This window comes from Caballeronia insecticola (assembly GCF_000402035.1).
Lineage (GTDB): Bacteria > Pseudomonadota > Gammaproteobacteria > Burkholderiales > Burkholderiaceae > Caballeronia > Caballeronia insecticola.
Genome location: NC_021289.1, coordinates 221,826 through 242,042, shown reverse-complemented (window position 1 = coordinate 242,042; position 20,217 = coordinate 221,826). Strand labels below are relative to the sequence as shown.

General features: G+C 64.5%; 5 protein-coding genes. 1 reads left to right on the top strand and 4 read right to left on the bottom strand.

Annotated elements, in window-relative coordinates:
* Position 1: 1 nt before the first annotated feature.
* The 4 genes from BRPE64_RS25735 to BRPE64_RS25720 are packed head-to-tail and all read right to left on the bottom strand — an operon-like array spanning position 2 to position 18,177.
* A complete protein-coding gene (locus BRPE64_RS25735) occupies positions 2-2,218 on the bottom strand; it encodes a TonB-dependent siderophore receptor (protein ID WP_044043286.1) in 2,217 nt (738 codons plus the stop codon).
* A gap of 48 nt (positions 2,219-2,266) precedes the next feature.
* Complete coding sequence (locus BRPE64_RS25730; RefSeq protein WP_016347871.1) at positions 2,267-3,631, bottom strand: lysine N(6)-hydroxylase/L-ornithine N(5)-oxygenase family protein; 1,365 nt, start codon at positions 3,629-3,631, stop codon at positions 2,267-2,269.
* 13 nt (positions 3,632-3,644) lie between these two features.
* Complete coding sequence (locus tag BRPE64_RS25725) at positions 3,645-8,612, bottom strand: non-ribosomal peptide synthetase (RefSeq protein ID WP_016347870.1); 4,968 nt, start codon at positions 8,610-8,612, stop codon at positions 3,645-3,647.
* A gap of 25 nt (positions 8,613-8,637) precedes the next feature.
* Positions 8,638-18,177: a non-ribosomal peptide synthetase gene (locus BRPE64_RS25720; protein ID WP_044043683.1), complete on the bottom strand. Its 9,540-nt coding sequence runs from the start codon at positions 18,175-18,177 to the stop codon at positions 8,638-8,640.
* A 262-nt stretch (positions 18,178-18,439) separates the two neighbouring features.
* On the opposite strand from BRPE64_RS25720, the gene BRPE64_RS25715 reads away from it, so the two are divergent.
* Positions 18,440-20,191, top strand: coding sequence for a cyclic peptide export ABC transporter (locus tag BRPE64_RS25715; protein WP_016347867.1), 1,752 nt, complete (start codon positions 18,440-18,442; stop codon positions 20,189-20,191).
* Positions 20,192-20,217: the final 26 nt, after the last annotated feature.

The window sequence follows — 20,217 nt, the reverse complement described above, 5'->3', positions numbered from 1 at the left end:
ATCACCAGTTATAGCGGGCGCTTGCGATCACCGTGCGCGGATTGCCATAGAAGCAGGCCGAATCCGACTGGCAACCGCTCACGAACGTGCGATTGAAGATGTTCTGCGCGTTGACCGCGAAGCGCCAGTGCGGCATGTCGTAGTGAACCGCCGCGTCGTATGTCGTGTAGCTCGGGATGCGCAGCGAGTTGTCGGCCGCGCCCGCAAGCGCGCTTTGATAGCGAATGCCGCCGCCGAAGCCGAGGCCATCGAGCGGTCCCGAATGGAAGGTCCAGTCCGCCCATAGCGATGCCATCTGACGCGGCAGCGGAATCGATACGGGCCACTTGCCGAGCGTGTCGTCGTTCGCGCTGATGTTCTTCACATCCTGATAGACGTACGCCGCGATCACCGACAGATTGCGCGTGACGTTGCCCACCGCGCTCAGTTCGATGCCGCGCGAACGCACTTCGCCGGTCTGCACGGAGAACGTTCCGGTCGGATCGTTCGGATCGGGCGTGAGCACGTTCTTCTGGTTGATCTGATACACCGCCGCGCCGAGCATCAGATTCTTGCCCGCCGGTTGCCAGCGCAGGCCCGCTTCGATCTGCCGGCCCTTCGTCGGCGCGGGCAGCCCGCCATCGGCCATCCTCACGCCGATGATCGGATTGAACGACGTCGAATAGCTGATGTACGGCGAAAGCCCGTAATCGCCGAGATACGTGAGGCCGACGCGGCCCGTGAACGCGCTGTCGTCCTGCTTGAGCTGCGTGCCGCCGACGATATCGTCCTGCTTCGTATTGCTCCAGTCTTCGCGCGCGCCCACGGTCAGCATCCAGCGGTTCCACTTGACCTGATCCTGCGCATAGACGCCGAACGAATCGAGCGTCGTGCGGGTGTTGGTCTGGCCGAAGGAATCCGGGCCGCTGAAAATCGCGGTCGACACCGGCGTGTAGACCGGGTTGTACATGTTCAGGCTCGGCGCCTGCGCGAGCCATTCACTGTCCGTCGAGTTCTGGCGGTTGTATTCGAAGCCGAGCAGCACGGTATGTTCGAGCGGACCCGTCCCGAAGCGCGCCTGCGCCTGATTGTCGATGTCGAAGCGGCTGTAGTTCGGCTGAAACAGGCCTGCATAGCGCGCGAGCGTCTGTTCGGTCGGATCGCTCGCGTCGAGCCCTCCGCCCCACACCGCGCCGTTATCGAGCGACAGATGCATCCAGCGCGTGTTTTGCCGGAACGTCCAGATGTCGTTGAACTTGTGCTCGAACTGATAGCCGATCGACCATTCCTTCTTGCGATAGTACGAGTAGGTCGGATCGCCCGTGTACAGGTCCGGCGATATCTTGCCGTTCGGATTCGGCAGCACCGTGCCTTGCGCCGGCAGGAAATTGTTCGATGCATCGCCCCAATCCTGCAGATAACTCGCCGCAATCGTCAGCGACGTATTCGCGTTCGGCTGCCAGCGCACCGATGGCGAAATCGCGAAGCGCTGCTCCGCGTGCGGACCCGTCAGCGAATTGCCGTCGCGTCCCACTGCGAGCACGCGATACGACCATATTCCGTCCTTGTCGATCTTGTCGCCGATATCGAACTGCACCTGCTTGCGCGCATAGTCGCCGATCTGCACGCCGGCTTCGCGATAACGTCCGCCATCGGCAAGCTTGCTCTGCACGTCGACGATCGCGCCCGGATCGCCTTGTCCGTACAGCACCGAAGTCGGTCCGCGCAGAATCGTGATGCTGTCGATCATGTACGGATCGACGCGCCAGCTCGACAGATTCAGCGTGTTGGGCACCTGCAGGCCATCGACGAACACGGTCGGCGTAAAGCCGCGCAACGCCGAGTACCAGTCGGAACGCACGTCCGCGCCATACGACGAAAAGCCCGGGATATATCGCAAGGCTTCGTTGATGCTGGTGGCGCCCGTTTCCTCGATCTGCGTCGACGTCACGACGTTGATCGTTTGCGGAATCTCGTCGATAGGCGTGTCGGTCTTCGTGCCGGTGCGGCTCTTGCGCGCGACGAGGCCGACCGTATCGTCGTTGTCCGCCGTTGCATTCACGCGCACCGCGGGCAGCGTGCTTTCCTGTGCTTGCTGGGCTTGCTGTGCTTGCTGTTGTTGCTGCTCCTGTGCCTGAGCATGATGCATCGCCGCCAGACCGAACGCCGCGATCGTTGCCATCGCGAACGCGCTGCGCCGTACGCGCGTGCGGCGCGTCGTCCCTCTTCCCCACTTCATTCTTCTTCTCTCCAATCCCAATGCGGCTTCGTTCATGCCGCTGCTTTGTCAAAGAGCGATAGCCACGCGGCCGCCGCTCACCCCGGTCTTCTTGTCATCCGCCGTGCGCTGTGCGGCGGCGTTCTCTTGTCCCGCATCGGCAAGCGACGCGGCGATCTCGTCCGAACGCACGGCCAGTACGGATAGCAGCGTGTCGGAGAGACCGTGACTGTCTTCGCAGCAGCCTTGTAGATAGATGCGCGCCTTGAAGTTCGACGGCGTGACGAGCCGATAATCGCGGCCCACGTTGCGTTGCGCGAGCGCATCGCCGAGATGTGGCGCGAGACCATCCAGCAACGCGACGTGCGTATCTCGCCGATAGCCCGTTGCGAGCACCAGCGCGTCGAAGCGCTCTGCGTGTGCGTGTCCGCTGAGCACGTCGCGCATCGTCAGTTCGATCTCGCCGTTTGCGCGGCGCGCAGTGTTTTCGATGACCGTGTTCGCCAGCAAACGATGCCGCGCTTCATCGGAAACCTTCTGCAAATAGAGCATTTCGTAGATCTGTTCGATCAGCGGACGATCGACCACCGCGTAGTTCGTATCGCGGAAACGCTCCATCAGCGAGCGGCGTCCGTCCTCCGATTGCGCATACATGACGTCCGTAAATTCCGGGCTGAAAATCTCGTTGACGAAGGGCGTGTCGTCGGCGGGCTTGAGTGCGCTTGCACGAATGACGAGCGTCGCATCGACATGCGGGAAGCGGCGCGCGATATCCGAGAACACTTCCGCCGCGCTCTGTCCCGCGCCGATCACCGCGATGCGCTTCTTGCCGCTGCGCTGATCGCCCGCGATGCGCTCGATCGAACTCAGATACGCCGACGAATGGATCACGTTATGCGGCCCGAGCGATGCGAACGGCTCCGGCACACGCGCCGTACCGCCGACGCCGATGGACAGCGCATTCGTCACGCGCCGCCATTCACGTCCGTCCTCGTCCTGCGACACCACACGCAACGCGCTCACATCGCCGTTCGCTGCAAGCACCGGTTCGATGGCCGTGACGGATTGCCCGTAGTGCACGCGCTCGTCGAAGGTCTGCGCGACCCAGCTCAGATAGTCGTGAAACTCGACGCGTGTCGGATAGAAGTTCTTCAGGTTCACGAATTCGTTCAGGCGTCCGCGCTCGAACAGATAATTGATGAACGTGAAGCGGCTCGTCGGATCGCGCTGGGTGACGAGATCCTTGAGGAAGGAAATCTGCATGCGGCAGTCGTCGAGCAGCATGTCGCGATGCCAGCCGAACTCGCGCTGCCGTTCGATGAAGCAATGCTTCATGTTCGAAGTCGCGCTCTCTTCGGCGAGCCGCACGGCGAGCGACAGATTCGACGGTCCAAAGCCCACGCCGATCAGATCGAATACGGTTTCTTTCTTCATGTCCCTGGTTCTCTCACATGTCATGGGTCGATGCCAGCGCGGCACGGCGCATGAGCGTCGCGCCGAGGCCCGCGAAATGCGGCGTGGCGAAGATGTCCTGAATCGCGATATCGAAGCCCGCACGGCGCGCGGCATCGACGAAACGCACGACGGCAAACGATGTCGCGCCCGCTTCGAACACGTCGTCATCGAAGGCAAGCGTCTGACCTTCGAAGAGATCGCGCCAGATGTACGCAAGCGCCTGCGCTTCGTTGCTTGCGTCGATATCGGTCTGCGGTGCGCGGTGCGTTTGCGACACGCCTGCAAAGCGTGGCTCGCATGCGTCGAACGCGTCATGCGGCGCATGAACGAACTGTTCGATTAGCGCGCGATAGCATTGCGCCAGCGCTTCGACGAACGCACCATCGACGCGTTCGATCGCATATGAAAATGCCACGCTCACGCGCGCATCCGGATGTTCGGTGACATCCAATTCAAGGTCGAACACCACGCGATGACGCACGTCGTCGAAGCCTTCGATCGCGAGGCCGGCCCAGTCGCGCGAAGCCATCGCCGCCGGGCGCAAGTAATTGAACATCACCTGAAACAGCGGATTGCCCGCGCCGGGCCGCTGCGCGTGCAGCGCCGCGACGACATCGGCGAACGGCACGTCTGCATGCGCATAGGCCGCGAGCGCGGCGTCGCGTACCGTGGCGAGCAAGCTCGCAGGCGTGTCGTCATGCGTCATGCGCGTGCGCACGACCACAGCGTTGATGAAGAGGCCGAGCGCATCGCGCGCGGCATCGCCCGTCGCTTCGCGTGTCGAGGCGAGCACGCCCACCGGTTGATCGTGCGCGCCTGTCAAACGATGCAACGCTGCGTTGAGGGCAGCGTGCAGCAGCATCGGCAACGTGGCGTGGCATTCGAGCGCGAAAGCGCGGGCGCGTTCGACGAGCGTGTCGTCGAGATCGAAGGCAATGCGGCTCGCGAGCCACTGCGGTTCATCGACGCGACCAGTTGCGGGCGAAGGCAGTTCGATCGCAGGCAAGTCTTGCAGCGCATCGCGCCAGAATGCGAGCCGCGCGCCCGATGCCGATGCCGGTAACACGAGCGCATGCGAAGAACGTTCCGACACCGATGCGCCCTTCTGCAACGCCACATAGGTCGCGCGAATGTCATCGAGCCAGAGATCGATCGACTGACCATCCGACACGATGTGATGCACAACGAGCGACAGCACATGATCGTCCTCGGCGAGACGCACAAGACGCGCGCGCCAGAGATGATCCGCACTCGCGAGATCGAAAGGCGTGAGTGCATCTTCATCGACGAGGCGCCTGGCTTCATCGATGCGGCCCGCCAGATCGATCACCGGCAACTCGACACGCCACATCGGCATGATGCGTTGCCCAGGCAACGCGCCGTCGCGTTCGACCAGTTGCGTGCGCAATGCCGGATGACGTGCCGCCGCCTGCGCGAGCGCTTCACGAAGCGCATCGGCATCGAGCGTGCCACGCAGGCGGATTGCGACCGGAATGTTGTACGCGGCACTCTGCGGCTGCGCACGCCACAGGAACCAGAGGCCGAGTTGCGCAGCGGACAACGGCCACACGCCGTTTTCATCCGCTTCATGAGCGACGCGTTGCACGACGCCCGCAGCGCCCTCGCACACATTCGCTTCCAAGACGCGCTTCGCGTATTGCGACAGCACCGGCGTCTCGAACAGCGCGCGCACCGGCACATCGCGCCCGAGCGCCTCCGCGATACGCGTCACGACGCGCACAGCCGCGAGCGAGTGTCCGCCGAGTTCGAAGAAATGATCGCTGCGTCCCACACGTTCGGCGTTCAGCACTTCGCGCCAGATCTTCGCGAGCGCGGCTTCCGTACCCGCAGCGGGCGCTTCGTAGATGCGCTCCTTCTTCGCAGGCTCCGGCAGCGCCGCGCGATCGACCTTGCTGTTCGCATTGCGCGGCAGCGCATCGAGCACGACGATATGCGCGGGCACCATGTAGTCCGGCAGCGTGCGGCGCAGATGTGCATCGAGTTCGGCGGCATCGGCAGCGCGTCCAAGCGCCGCGCGTTCGCGCGCATCGCTCTTCAATTCCACATAGGCGACGAGCGCCGCCTGCGCGCCCTTGCCGCGTACCACGGCGCAAGCTTCGCGCACGTCGTCATGCGCCGCGAGTTGCGCTTCGATTTCACCGAGTTCGATGCGCAGGCCACGCAGCTTCACCTGATGATCGACGCGGCCGATAAAGTCGAACACACCGTCCGCGCGACGCCGCACCAGATCGCCCGTACGATACAGACGCGCGCCTGCATCGCCATAAGGATCGGGCACGAAGCGCTCCGCAGTGAGCGCGGGACGATCGAGATAACCACGCGCGACGCCCACGCCTTCGCCGCCGAGATACAGCTCGCCGATCACGCCGACAGGCAATGGATTCAGCCGCACATCGAGCACATGCGCGGTGCGTGCGCCGACCAGCGTACCGATCGGCAGATAGGCGCAATCGGCGAGCTTCGCGGGGTCATCGCCGGGATAGAACATCCACAGCATCGGCGTGATGACGGTCTCGGTCGGACCGTATCCGTTGACGATGCGCGCGTTCGGGAACGCACGTCGCATCAACGCAAAAGCCTCGCGCGATGTTGCTTCGCCGCCGACCGTGATCGACTTGAGCGTCGGCGGTGCGCCATGCACGAGCGCCCATTCGGCGAGTTGCGTGGCGCAGCCGGGCGGCACGTAGGTCATCGTCACGCCTTCCTTGCGCATCAGTTTGCAGGTGAGCGCGGGCGGCCAGAGCGTGTCGGCGGTGATCGCCACCGCCGCGCCCGAGATGTACTGCGAGAACCAGCCTTCGTGCGCGCCGTCGAAATTGACCGACTGGAACAGCATGAACGTATCGCGCTCGGTCGCGCCATAACGTTCCGCGATCGCCACGCAATGACGCGCGAACGAACCATGATCGACTATCACGCCCTTCGGCTTGCCCGTCGATCCCGATGTATAGATTGCATACGCGGCCTGCTCGGGCGCGAGGTCGGGCAACGCAACGCCCGACGTGGCATCGTCGGCGTAGAGGTTTTCGTCGTCGAGCAGCCAGACGCGCGCGTTCGCGGGCACCGGCAGCGCATCGAGACTCGCGCGTTCGGTCACGATGTGTTCGATGTGCGCATCATCGAGAATCTGCGCGAGACGTTCGCGCGGATGACTCGGATCAAGCGGCACGAATGCACCGCCTGATTTGAGCGCCGCGATCAGACCGACGAGCAGATCGACCGAGCGGCTCAACGCCACGCCCACCCGCATTTCCGCGCGCACGCCCGCATCGATCAGACGTTGTGCGATGCGGGTCGCGCGCGCATCGACTTCGCCGCGCGTCAACGCACGCTCCATGTCGGCGACGCCGCGCGCATCGGGCCGTGCATGTGCATGACGCGCGATGCGTTCGGGCACCGACACGAACTCGGGCACGCATTCCGGCGCGTTGCGATTCCACGCGTCAAGCTGCGCGCGTTCGTCCTGCGGCAACCATTGCAGATCGCCGACGTTCGTATGCGGCGCATCCAGCGCATGACGCAACAGTTCGACGAAGCGGCGCGCGAGGCGTTCGATCGCATCGGCATCGAAGAGATCGAGCGCATAGATGAACGCGGCGTCGAGCGAGCCGTCCGCGCGTTCCTCGAAGTTCGCAGTCAGATCGAACTTAGCGAAGGGCGTGCCGGAGGGCAGCTCGGTCATGCGCACATCGGCGAGCGAAGGCAGCGCACGGCGCGCACCGTATGTGGCCATCACCTGAAACAGCGGATGATGACTCGCGCTGCGCACGATGCCGAGCGCCTCCACGACCTGCTCGAACGGCACGTCCTGATGCGATTGCGCATCGACGAGTGCGGCTTGCGATGCATCCACAAGCGATGCGAACGGCTGCGTTGCATCGACGCGCGCCGCAAGCGTCAGCGTGTTCACGAAGAAGCCGATGAGCCCGGCCGTTTCCGCGCGCTCGCGGTTGGCGGCCGGCACGCCGATCTGAATATGCGCTTCGCCCGATGCGCGCGCGAACAGTGCGTCGAGTACGGCGAGCAGCACGGCGAAGGGCGTTGCGCGACGCGTGTTCGCGAACTCGCGCAAGCGGGCCGCAAGCGACGCATCGAGCGCAAACACATGACGCGCGCCGCGCGCGCTGCGTTCGGCTGGTCGCGGCGCCGCGCCCGGCAGCATCAACACATCGCGTGACGGATCGAGCCGTGCGCGCCAGAAATCGAGTTGCCGGTCGCGTTCGCCTGCATCGAGCCAGCGTCGCTGCCACATCGCGTAATCCGCGTATTGAATCGGCAGGGGCGCAACGGATACGGACTCGCCCTTCGCATACGCGCGATAGAACGATGCCAGTTCCGCGAGCGCGATGTCGGCGGACCAGCCATCGGAGACAATGTGATGCGTGGTCAAAGAAAGCCAGTGCGTGTTCGCGTCGAGGCGGATCAACTGCACGCGCACGAGCGGCGCATGCGTGAGATCGAATGGACGCGATTCATCGGCTAACGCAATGGCCACCGCACGCGCCTCGCGTTCGGCGGCGGGAATATGCGTGAGATCGATGGCCTGCCACGGACAGCGCATCGGCGCGTGCACCGTTTGCAGTACGCCGTCCGCACCTTCGGTGAAGGTTGTACGCAGCGCCTCGTGACGCGCGATCAATGCATCGCACGAAAGACGCAGTGCATGCGCATCGAGCGTGCCGTCGAGCCGCAGACGCTCGGTGATGTGATAGGCCGCGGGCTCGTCGATCATGCGCGCATGCAACCACAGGCGCGTTTGCGCAAACGATGCGGGCACGCTTGCTTCGCACGCGTCGCCTCGCGCACGCGGCGGAATCGGCAGCATGCGAAAGTCGATGCCCGCGTCGGCGAGACGCGCGACGAACACCGCGCGCTGCGCCTCCGGCAACTGAGCGAAACGTGTCGCGAGCGAAAGCAGATCGGGTTTGGACGGCGTCATGCGGTTCCTCTTTTACGTGCGGTTCTCATTGCGTCTCCAGTTCTCCCAGCAAGGCATCGATTGCACTCGCCGCATCGTGCGCACCGCCATCGGCATCGCGCCTGGCGAGCGCGGCGTCGATCGCGGCGGCGCAACGCGCGAGCGTGCGTTCGTCGAACAGCGTGCGCAGCGGCAAGGTGAGCGACCAGTGCAGGTTGGCCTGCGCGTTCGCTTGCGTCGCGAGCAGCGAGTGGCCGCCGAGCATGAAGAAGTCGTCATCGCAGCCGACGGCCTCGACATGCAGCACGCGCTGCCAGATGGATGCGAGCGCGATTTCAGTCGGCGTCTGCGGAGCAGCCACCAGCCGCTGCGTGCGCGCGGGCGCTGGCAATGCATTGCGATCGCACTTGCCGTTCGGCGTGACCGGCAACGCATCCAGCGCCACGACATGTGCAGGCACCATGTAAGCGGGTAGTTGCGAACGCAACGAGTTCAGCGTCGCGGATTCATCGAAGGCTTCGGGCGTGGTGCACGCGACATAGCCGAGCAACTGCTCGTCGCGCACGATCACCACGGCATCGCGCACATCCGGCGCGGCACGCAATAGCGCTTCGATCTCGCCGGGTTCGATGCGCTGGCCGCGCAGCTTCACTTGCGTATCGATGCGGCCCAGATATTCGAGCGCGCCATCGTCGCGTCTGCGCGCAAGGTCGCCCGTGCGATAAAGCCGCGCTCCAGCGACGAACGGATCGGGCACGAAACGCTCGGCGGTCAGCGCAGCGCGTCCGAGATAACCGCGCGCGATGCCCGCGCCGCCGAGATAGAGTTCGCCGACGCCGCCGGCAGGCACCGGATGCAAGGCTGCATCGAGCACATGCAACTGCACGTTCGAGATCGCATGACCGATGGGCACCGAGATCGCTACGGCATCTTGCGGCGAACATGTCCAGTGCGATACGTCGATGGCCGCTTCGGTCGGGCCATACAGGTTGTGCAGATGCGCGTGCGGCAGAAGCCGCGCGACGCGCGCGACGAGTTCGGGCGCGAGCGCTTCGCCGCTTGCAACGATCTGTCGAATGCTTGCGCATCGATGTGCTTCGTTGAATTCGTCGAGATGCGCGACGAATGCCGCCAGCATCGACGGCACGAAATGCAGCGTGCTGACGCGATGCGCTTCGATCGCGGCGACCAGTCGCGCCGGATCGCGATGATCGCCGGGCGCTGCAATCGCGAGCTTCGCGCCGGTCGCGAGCGGCCAGACGAACTCCCACACGGATACATCGAAACCGAATGGCGTCTTGTGGAGCACGACATCGGCATCGGTCAGTCGATATGCGCGCTGCATCCACGCAATGCGGTTCGCCAGCGCGCCGTGCGTGTTGCCCGCGCCCTTCGGCTTGCCGGTCGATCCCGAGGTGTAGATGAGATAGGCGAGCTGCGCATCGGCGACATCGACGGGCGCATCGAGCGTCGCTTCGTTTTGCATGAGCGCCGCGATATCGAACACGCGCGCCTGTGCGGCGGCAGCCTCGACACGTTCGCGCAAATGCGCTTGCGTCAGCACGACGGCGGGCTTCGCATCGTCGAGCAAATAGGCGATGCGATCCGCCGGGTAATCCGGATCGATCGGCAAGTACGCGGCGCCCGCCTTCAACACGCCGAACAGCGCGACGACCATCTCGAAGGATCGCTCGACGCACAGCGCCACCGCCGTGTCGGGCGCGACATGCGACGCGATCAGAGCAGCAGCCACACGATCGGCGCGTGCATCGAGTTCAGCGTAGCTCATGCGTTGCAGCGTGCCGTCGCTGGCGACGAATTCGAGCGCGACCGCATCGGGCGTGGCCTTCGCCATGCGCTCGAATTGCCGATGCAGCGGCGCGCGTTCCGCGTCGCTCCATGCGCACGCAGTCGCGTTGAAATGCGCGCAATCCTCGCCGATGGATAGCGCACCGAGCGGCGCATCCGCGTTCGCCGCGAATGCATCGAGACACACGGACATCGCGCGATGCAACGCAGCCACGCGCTCGACATCCAGACGCGCGGCGTCGTAGCCGTAGTCGATCACGATCGATTCGCGCGCTTCCACGACGAGCGTCAGCGCGAAGTCGGTCGCTTCGATATTGCGCAGATCGCGCATCTGTAGCGCGCGTGCATCGCGTCCGGTCCACGCTTCATCGACGGGATAGTTTTCGAACACGACGAGCGTATCGAACAGCGCGCCGCCTTGCCCCGCCCAACGTTGAATGTCTGCGAGCGAGGTATGTGCGTGCTCTGCGCAGGCCGCACTATCGGCTTGCAAATCACGCAACCACGACGATGCGGTACGTTGCGGCAGCGGCGCGGTGATCACGGGCAGCGTGTTGATAAAGAGCCCGAGCACGCCGTCGATATCGGAAAGCGTATCGGGGCGGCCCGCCACCGTCGCACCGAACGCCACGCTCGACTGATGCGTCATGCGTTGCAACGCGAGCGCCCATGCGCCCTGCACCAGCGTATTGAGCGTGATGCGCAACCGGCGCGCCGTATCGGTAAGGCGCGTAGTCGTGGCGGCGTCCAGTGTCGCGCGCCACGTGCGGTGATCGTCGAGCGAAGGTGTCCCGCTCGCTTCGCGCTGCGCGATGCGCGTCGGTTCGTCGAGGCGTGCGAGTCGTTCGAGCCAGAAGGTTCTGTCCGCGCCTGCATCGCGCGATGCAAGCCACGCGATGAAGTCGCGATAGCGTGTCTTGGCGCTTGCCGCGAACGGTTGCGCGCGCGGCGGCTCGATGTAATCGCGCAATACATCGGCGAACATGCGCGCCGTGCTCCAGCCGTCGAGCAGAAGATGATGGCGCGTCCACACGAGACGCCATTCGTCGTCCGTCATGCGAATCAACATGACACGCATCAACGGCGGCGTTGCCAGATCGAAGCCGCGCGCGCGATCATCGGCGAGCCATGTGTCGAACTCTGCCAGTGCATCTTCACGACCGCGCCAGTCGAACACTTCGAACGGCATGCGCGCCTGACGATGCACGATCTGCATCGGCGCGGCTTCGTCGGGCGTAAAGCCTGTGCGCAGAATGTCGTGACGCGGCACGGCTGCTTCGAAGCCCGCGCGCAGACGATCGACATCGGGCGCGATCAACGTTGCCGCGAGCTGATTCACATAAGTCGATTGTTCCGGCGCGAACAGCGAATGAAACAGGATGCCCTGCTGCATCGGCGATAACGGATAGATGTCGACGATGCCGCGCAAATCGAACGGCATGCGTTCCAGCATCGCATGCGTGAGGCCTGCGTTGCGTGCAAGCGGGAAGTCACCGGGCGTCGCGCCCGCACCGCGCGTGGCGATGCGTTCTGCGCACGCGGCCGTCATGTCGGCAAGCGCGCGCTCGAAGCGCTGCACGATAGCTTCGATGCTCGCGCGTTCGAATTGCGTCGCACCGTACACACAATGCAGCTTGAGCGTGCGTTCGTTCCCATCGTCGACATAGGCGTGAATGGCGAGCGCATTGCCCAGCGGACCGGACGGATCGCGCTCGCAACCCGCGCCGCCGAAGCGCGGCGAGAACGCCGCATCTCGCGTGGCGTGCGTATCGAACTGGCCGAGATAGTTGAACGTCACACGCGGACGCGGCACCTTGGCGAGCGCGGCGCGTGTCGCCTCATCGCCGAAATGACGCAGCACGCCGAAGCCCAGGCCCTTGTTCGGCAGCGCGCGCAACGCGTCTTTCGTTGCCGCGAGCGTCGCAATGGGCGATGCCTCGACGGGCACCGAAAGCGGATAGTGACTCGTCAGCCAGCCGAGCGTGCGGCTCGCGTCGATGTCGTCGAAGAGTGCTTCGCGTCCATGTCCTTCGAGTTCGATGCGGCACGCCTCACCGATGGCATACGCCAGCGCCGCGATCAGCATCTCGACTGTCTGCGTGCGATACGCGATGTTCGCATCGGCGAGCACGGCGCGCGTGAGCGCCGCATCCAGCGTCTGTTCGATGATCGCTGCATCGGCGTTGGTGGCGTGTGCTTCGGGATGATCGAGGCGCAAGTCCGTCCCCGATGATGCCGTCGAAGTCCAGTACGCAACTTCATCAGCAAACGGAGACTGCGCATCACGCGCGGCCTTCGCAAGACGCGCGGCCCATTGCGATGCGGTCGCGCCCGTTCGCGTCAGTGTTGCAACGCCTCGAACTTGCGCCGCGCGATATGCGTTCGCGAGATCGTCGAGCAGGATGCGCCACGACACGCCATCGACGATCAAATGATGAATCGCGAGATACAGCTCCGTGCGCCCGTCCGGCAATGATGCCGCCAGTGCGCACGCAAGCGGGCCGCGCGAGATGTCGAGCGTGCGTTGAATGGCGTCGAATTGCGCGATTGCATCGGCTTCGTCGTTGGCCATGATCGCGGCGAGCGGAAGCGCATCGTATGCCTTCGGTGCCGTTACGACGCGCCATGCATTCGTCGCGCCAATCTGCTCGAAGCGTTGCCGGAAGATTTCATGATGCGTAAGCAGCGCATCGAAGGCGCGCGCGAAGGCATCGAAGTCGAACGTGGCATCGGTGTCGAATTCAATCGACTGATTCCAGTGGCCGCGATGCGGAATATCGAGTTCGAAGAAGCGCAATTGCGCAGGCGTGAGCGTGTCCGCTGGCCCGGCCGCAGCGGGTGCAGGCGCTTTCGCTTCGGCCGTATCGAGCGTCTTCGCGACGAGCGCGAGTTGCGCGACCGTCGCGTTGTCGAATACTTGCTTGGGCGTCGCGCGCAGTCCGCGCTTCTTCAGGCGCGCGATCACTTGCAGAACGAGAATCGAATCGCCGCCGAGTTCGAAGAAGTTGTCGTCGCGGCCGATGTGCCGCGCTTTCAGCACCTCGCTCCACACTGCCGCGATCGCTTCTTCCTTCTCACCGCGCGGCGCATCGCCAACGTGTGCCTGTTCGATGGGCTTCATCGCGAGATCGCGCAGCGCGGCGCGATCGATTTTGCCGTTGGGCGTCACCGGCAACGCATCGAGCACGACGATCGTCGCGGGCACCATGTAGTCGGGAAGACGCGCGGCGAGTGCTTCGCGCAACGCGGCATCGTTACTGCATGAACCCGTCACGAACGATGCGAGCTGCACGCGTCCGTCGCGTTCGACCGGCAGCGTCTCGGCTTGTGCGACGCCATCCAACGCACGCAACGCCGCGCTCACTTCGCCCGGTTCGACGCGATAGCCGCGAATCTTCACCTGATCGTCGAGACGTCCAAGGAACGCGATACGGCCATCGGCAAGCAGCTTCACGCGATCGCCTGTGCGATAAAGTCGCTCGCCGCGCGCGAACGGATGCGGCACGAAGCGTTCGGCCGTGGCCGCCGCGCGTTCGAGATAGCCGCGCGCGACGCCCGGACCGCCCAAATACAGTTCGCCGATGCCGCCGGCCGGCACGCACGCGCCGAACGCATCGCACACGTAGGCGCAGGCGTTCGGCAGCGGCAGGCCGAGCGGTGCGCCGTGCGGGCCGCGTGCGTCGTCCGTCAATGCCGGCACTTCGCATGTGAGCGCACCGACGGTCGCTTCGGTCGGGCCGTAGTGATTGATCACGCGGCACGCGGGCTTCAACGCCTTCACGCGATCGACCAGCGTCCACGGCAACACTTCGCCGCCCGTTACGAGCGCATGCGACGGCAACACATCTGCGCCATGCTGCGCTTCGAGCAACGCATGCAGATGACTCGGCACGATCTTCAACACGCCCACTTCGCGCGCGCGCATCTCGGCGGCGAAGCGGTCGGGATCGAATGCGCATTGAGCCGGCAACAGATGCAGCGTGCGGCCCGAGCACAAGGCACCGAAGAGCGTCGTGTGACCGAGGTCGGCGGCGACGGTCGAGACCATCGCCATAGATGTGCCCGGCGCGAACGCGAGTTCATCGAGCATGCCTTGCACGTAGTCCGCGAGCGCACGATGCGGCACCGCGACGCCCTTCGGCGTACCGGTCGATCCGGACGTGAAGATGACGTATGCGGTCTGCACCGGCGCGATATGCGCGCGCTGCATCGCCGCGTTGGCCAGCGATGCGTCCTGCGCAAGCGTATCGACGTCGAGCACACGCGCATTGCCGAGCGATTGCGGCGCGCGTTCGTCGCTCATTGCAACGAGTGCGAGCGATGCATCGCATGCTTGCATGGCCGCGTCGAGGCGTGTTTGCGGCATCGCCGGATCGAGCGGCACCGCGTATGCGCCCGACTTCATCGCGCCGATGAGTGCAACGACGAAGCGCGCCGAACGCTCGATGCACACGGCCACCGCGCGCTCCGCCGCCGCGCCCTTCTGACGCAGCGCAAGTGCGATGCGATTCGATGCATCGTCGAGTTCGGCGAATGTGACTTGCGTATGCGCGTCCGCAAGCGCGATGCGATGCGGCGTGGCGCTCGCATGTTGCGCGATCAGCGCGAGCACATCGTGAGACGCGAATGTCAGCGCGCGGCCTCGCTGCCGGTCATGTCGAGTTGCGCAATCGAGCGCAGTAATCGCACGCGACGGATGGCGCACTGCTTCGTCCACGAGTGTCGCGAAACTATTGAGCCATGCTTGCGCCGTCGCGCGGTCGATGCAATCGAGCGCATGCGCCGCGACCAGTTCGATGCCGCGCGCATCGTCGGTGAAATCGAGCGCGTAGTCGAAGCGTGCGGCGAGATCGGGACCCGGCGTCGCCACTGCGTGTGCGCCCGGCAAATGCGCGTGCAATTGCGTATCGAACTGCTGCGCAAACTTCACCCGCAACCATTCGTCGCCGCGCGCAACAGGCGGTTTGACAGCATCGAGCACGCGATCGAAGGGCACGTCCTGATGCGCGAATGCAGCGAGCGCGTGCGTGCGCACTGCATCGAGCAACTGAGAAAACGTCTGATGCGCATCGACGCGCGCACGCAATGCAAGCGTGTTCAGTAACAGGCCGATGAGCGATGCCGTCTCGGCACGTTGCCGATGCGCGACCGGCACCGCAACGACGACATCGTTTGCTCCGCTAAGCCGGTAGAGCCACGCATCGAACGCAGCGAGCAGCACGACGAACGGCGACGCATGCACGTTGCGCGCGAGTTCGCGCAACGCTTCCGAAGTCTCGACGGACAAGCGCAACGCAACACGTCCGCCGCGATGATCGCGTTCGGCGGGACGCGCGCGATCGAAGGGAAGCGCGAGCGGTTCCGGCGCATCGCGAAGCGCTTCGCGCCAATAGGCGAGCTGACGTTCGCCCTCCTCGCCCGCGACGAGTTCGCGTTGCCATTGCGCGTAATCCGCATATTGAATCGGCAATGCGGACAGTTGCAGCGCGCGCCCTTCCACATGCGCGGAATACGCGTGCGCGAGTTCATCGAAGACGATTCGCGAGCTATAGCCATCCGAGATTGCGTGATGCGCCGTCAACATCAGACGATGCGATTCGTCGCCGAAAGTGACGAGCGTCGCGCGCAAAAGCGGCCCGTTCGACAGATCGAATGCTTCGCTTGCATGACGTCGTGCACGTGCGTCGATATCGTTCGATGCATCCGCGCTCACACGTTCGATCGTCACCGGCAAGGACGCGTGAATGCGCTGCATGACGATGCCATCATCGTTCTCGACGAGCGTCGTGCGCCACGCTTCGTGACGCTCGATCACGCTATCGAGTGCGCGTTGCAATGCGTGTGTATCGAGCGAGCCGCGAATGTCCCAATGACCCGCGATGTGATATGCCGCACTCGCATCGCGTGTCTGCGCGAGCACCCAGAAACGCTGCTGCGCGAACGAAGCAGCGCGATCGATGAAGGCCGCGTTCGTCGACGCGACGCGCTTCAGGATGGACGTGCCGCTTGCCTCGCATTCGCTGCGATCGATCAACGCGGCCAGTGCTTCGAGCGACGGATCGTCGAACAGCGCATCGAGACGCAGGTTCACGCGCCATTCGATACGAATAGCCGCTTGCAGTTGCATCGCCGCGAGCGAATCGCCGCCCAGATCGAAGAAGCGATCGGTGCGACCAAGCGGCGCGTCGTCATTCAGAATGCGCTGCCATGTTTGCGCGAGGCGGCGCTCGGTATCGGTCGCGGGCGCGATGAAGTCCGCACCGCGCAATGCGTGAGCGGACGCGATCTGCGCCTTGAGCGCATTGCGATCGAGCTTGCCGTTCAACGTATAAGGCAAACGCTCGAACTTCACGTAACGATGCGGCTGCCACGCTGCAGGCAAGCGTTCGGCGAGGAATTGCTTCAACGCGGGCGCATCGACATCTTCGCGGTGGAACACGAGACAGGCAGTTAGTTGCGTGCGGCCGTTCGTCGTTTCCGCGATCACGGCCGCATCGCGCACCGATGCATGCGCACGCAGGCACGCGGCAACTTCCGCAGGCTCGACGCGCACGCCACGAATCTGCACTTGATCGTCGATGCGGCCGAGATAGTCGAATGCGCCATCGGCTCGTTCGCGCGCGAGATCGCCCGTGCGATAGATGCGCGCGCCCGGCGCGCCCGCAGCATCCGGCGTGAAGCGTTCGGCCGTGAGCGCCGCACGTCCGTGATAACCGCGCGCGATACACGCGCCGCCGAGCAGCAACTCGTCGTCTTCGATGCGCGCGACACGCGGGCCGATCACGCGTCCGATGGGCAGCGACGCGTACGCATCGGCATCGCTCAGATCGGGCGTGACGTGCGGCTCGACCGGCCACAACATCGGCGAGATCACGGCTTCGGTCGGACCATAGCCGTTGATCAGCCGTTGCGCGGCAAACACGCGCCGCACGTGCGCGAATGCTTCGCGTGACAACGCTTCGCCACCGAACGCGAGCACGCGCAACGATGGAGGCACGCCGACGCGCTCGGCCAATGCCGCGAACTCGCGTAGATAAGCCGGCGGAAACGCCGCCACGTTCACGCCTTCACGCTCGATCAGCGCGTGCGCCGCATCGGGCGCGAACGGCGGCGGCGGCGTGATGACCACGCGCGCGCCGACCGCGAGCGGCGCAAGCCAGCATTCGTGCGCGGCATCGAAATTGACCGACGCGAAATGCAGCAGACTATCGCCCTCGCCGATGCCGAGCGCCGCCACGAGTGCATCGCAATGCGCAGCAAGCGGTCCATGCTCGACAACGACGGCCTTGGGCGTACCCGTCGAGCCCGACGTGTAGATCATGTACGCGGCCGAGCGCGGATGAACGGGCGCATCGTCTTCGAACGCGGGCGTGTCTGCATGATCGTCATGCACGTTGAAGCAATGCGCAAAGCGCGCGCGCATCCGTGCATCGGCGCTTTGATCGACGATGCCATGCGCAAGCCCCGCATCCTTCGCGATCCAGTCGAGCCGCGCGGCCGGATGATGCGGATCGAGCGGCACGAACACGCCGCCTGCCTTCAGCACGGCAAGCAGCGCGACGAACAACTCGCACGAACGCTCGACACACACGCCAACACGCACTTCGGCGCCGACGCCGGACGCGCGCAAACGCGCCGCGAGACGTGCGGCACGCGCATCGAGTGCGCCGCGCGAAAGATGCGCATCGTGATGCGCAAAGGCAAGCGCACCCGCGTCGGGTTGAAGGCGTGCAAGCGCCTGAATACGGAGATGCAGCGCGGTCGGGAAACTCGTCATCGGCATTAAGTCCTTCGGTTCTGGCCGCGTCAGTAAAAGCTGCGGCATGAACGGGGCGCCACCGGAAAAGCGGCTTCACTCGGGATGACGAATCGCGCAAAAGAATTTTTACCGGTTTTTTTGGCGTGCTTGCGAGAGCGCCTGCCAGCAACGTTCGAACGCACGTGCGATGAATGGCGCTAAAGATTCGACGCGCCGAAACGTCTCTATGGAGAGGCGCATCGCGCGCCGCTCATTCATCCAAGTGCCACCTTATGACCCAATGACCGCTATCCACGAGCCTTTCGATACTTCGCCCGCATCCGGGCAAAAGCCCGCGACGCGCCTGATCCTCGCGCTCCTGAAGCGCTCGCGCGGCGCGTTCTCCGTCGCGCTGGTCGCATGCGTGTTGAACGGCATCGCGAGCGTGATGCTGGTCGCCACGCTCAATCGCGCTTTATCGTCGACCGCTTCCGCCGATAGCGCGCTCGCGTGGCGCTTCGCGTTGTGCGCGGTCGTCGCGTTGATTACGCGCGTCGTGTCGGGCGTGCTGTTCGCGCGGCTTTCGCAGGACACCATGGCGCAATTGCGCGAACATGTCGCGCGGCGCGTGGCGGCGGCCGAGTTGCGCGATGTCGAGCGCATCGGCGCCGCGCCCGTGCAATCCGTGCTCACCGACGACGCCACCAACGTATCGATGCTCTTCTTCGCGTTGCCCAACATCGTGATGCACGGCTCGATCGTGTTCGGCTGTCTCGGCTATCTCGCGTGGCTGTCGTGGCCGGTGTGCGTGCTCGCGCTCGCGGCCATCATCACGGGATCGCTTGGCTATCACCTGGGCGACCGTCGCGCGATCGCCTCGCTCGAAGCCGCGGGGCAATCGCAGGACAAGCTGTTCGGCTATCTCGGCGCGCTGTTCGCGGGCGCGAAGGAACTGAAGCTGCATCGCGTGCGCTCACAGCAATTCGTCGATGGGCAACTGGGCGCTGCGATCGGCGAAGTGCGCGATCATCGGCGGCGCGCGTTCAGTGCGTATGCGGTCGGCGTGGGCTGGATCATCTTCCTGTTCTACGGCTTTCTCGGCGCGGCGGCGTTCTGGCCGTCGCTCGGCGTGCGCGCGGATACGGGCGCGACCGCGGGCTATGTCGTCGTGTTTCTCTTCATGCTCGTGCCGCTCGATGGTCTGCTCAACAACATTCCGACCTTGAATGCGGCGCGTGTGTCGCTCGGGCGCATCGAAAAGGTGATGGCTGAATTCGGCAGTTTGCGTGTGCAGGCCACGCCGATATCATCGACGCACGATGCGAGCTTCGAAACGCTCACGATGCGCGGCGTCACGCATTCGTACTTCCATGAACGCGATGAACGCATGTTCCGCATCGGTCCCGTCGATCTGAGCTTCGCGCCGGGCGAGCTGGTGTTTATCGTCGGCGGCAACGGCAGCGGCAAGACCACGCTCGCCAAAGTGCTGACAGGGCTTTACGAACCGGAGACGGGCGTAATCGAAGTCGATGGCAAGCCGGTGACGGCGAGCGAACGCGCGGCATATCGCGAGCGATTCACGGCGGTGTTCAACGACTTCCATCTGTTCGACGGGCTGCTCGGTATCATCGATCCGAACGATGCATCGCGCGCAGCCGCGGACGCGCGGGCCAATGCGCTCGTCGCGAGACTCGCGCTCGATCACAAGGTGAAAGTGATCGACGGCGCGTTCTCGACGCGCGAGCTTTCCACCGGTCAACGCAAGCGGCTTGCGCTTGTTGTCGCGTATCTGGAGGACCGGCCGCTCTATCTCTTCGACGAATGGGCCGCCGATCAGGACCCGGCATTCAAGGCCGTGTTTTACGAGCAATTGCTGCCGGAGTTGCGTGCGCGCGGCAAGACGGTGATCGTCGTCACGCACGATGATCGTTACTTCTCCATTGCGGATCGCGTGCTCAAGCTGGAGAACGGGATGGTGGTGAACGAGACGCGCGGAGGCGGCGTGAGGGCTGCAACGATCGCGCAAGCACAGGCCAACGGAACAATGGGTTAAGCGCAGAACGGGGCACGGCAAACAAG

Coding starts and splice junctions, on each gene's coding strand:
- BRPE64_RS25735 (WP_044043286.1), bottom strand. CDS start 2,218: ATGAAGTGGGGAAGAGGGACGACGCGCCGCACGCGCGTACGGCGCAGC.
- BRPE64_RS25730 (WP_016347871.1), bottom strand. CDS start 3,631: ATGAAGAAAGAAACCGTATTCGATCTGATCGGCGTGGGCTTTGGACCG.
- BRPE64_RS25725 (WP_016347870.1), bottom strand. CDS start 8,612: ATGACGCCGTCCAAACCCGATCTGCTTTCGCTCGCGACACGTTTCGCT.
- BRPE64_RS25720 (WP_044043683.1), bottom strand. CDS start 18,177: ATGACGAGTTTCCCGACCGCGCTGCATCTCCGTATTCAGGCGCTTGCA.
- BRPE64_RS25715 (WP_016347867.1), top strand. CDS start 18,440: ATGACCGCTATCCACGAGCCTTTCGATACTTCGCCCGCATCCGGGCAA.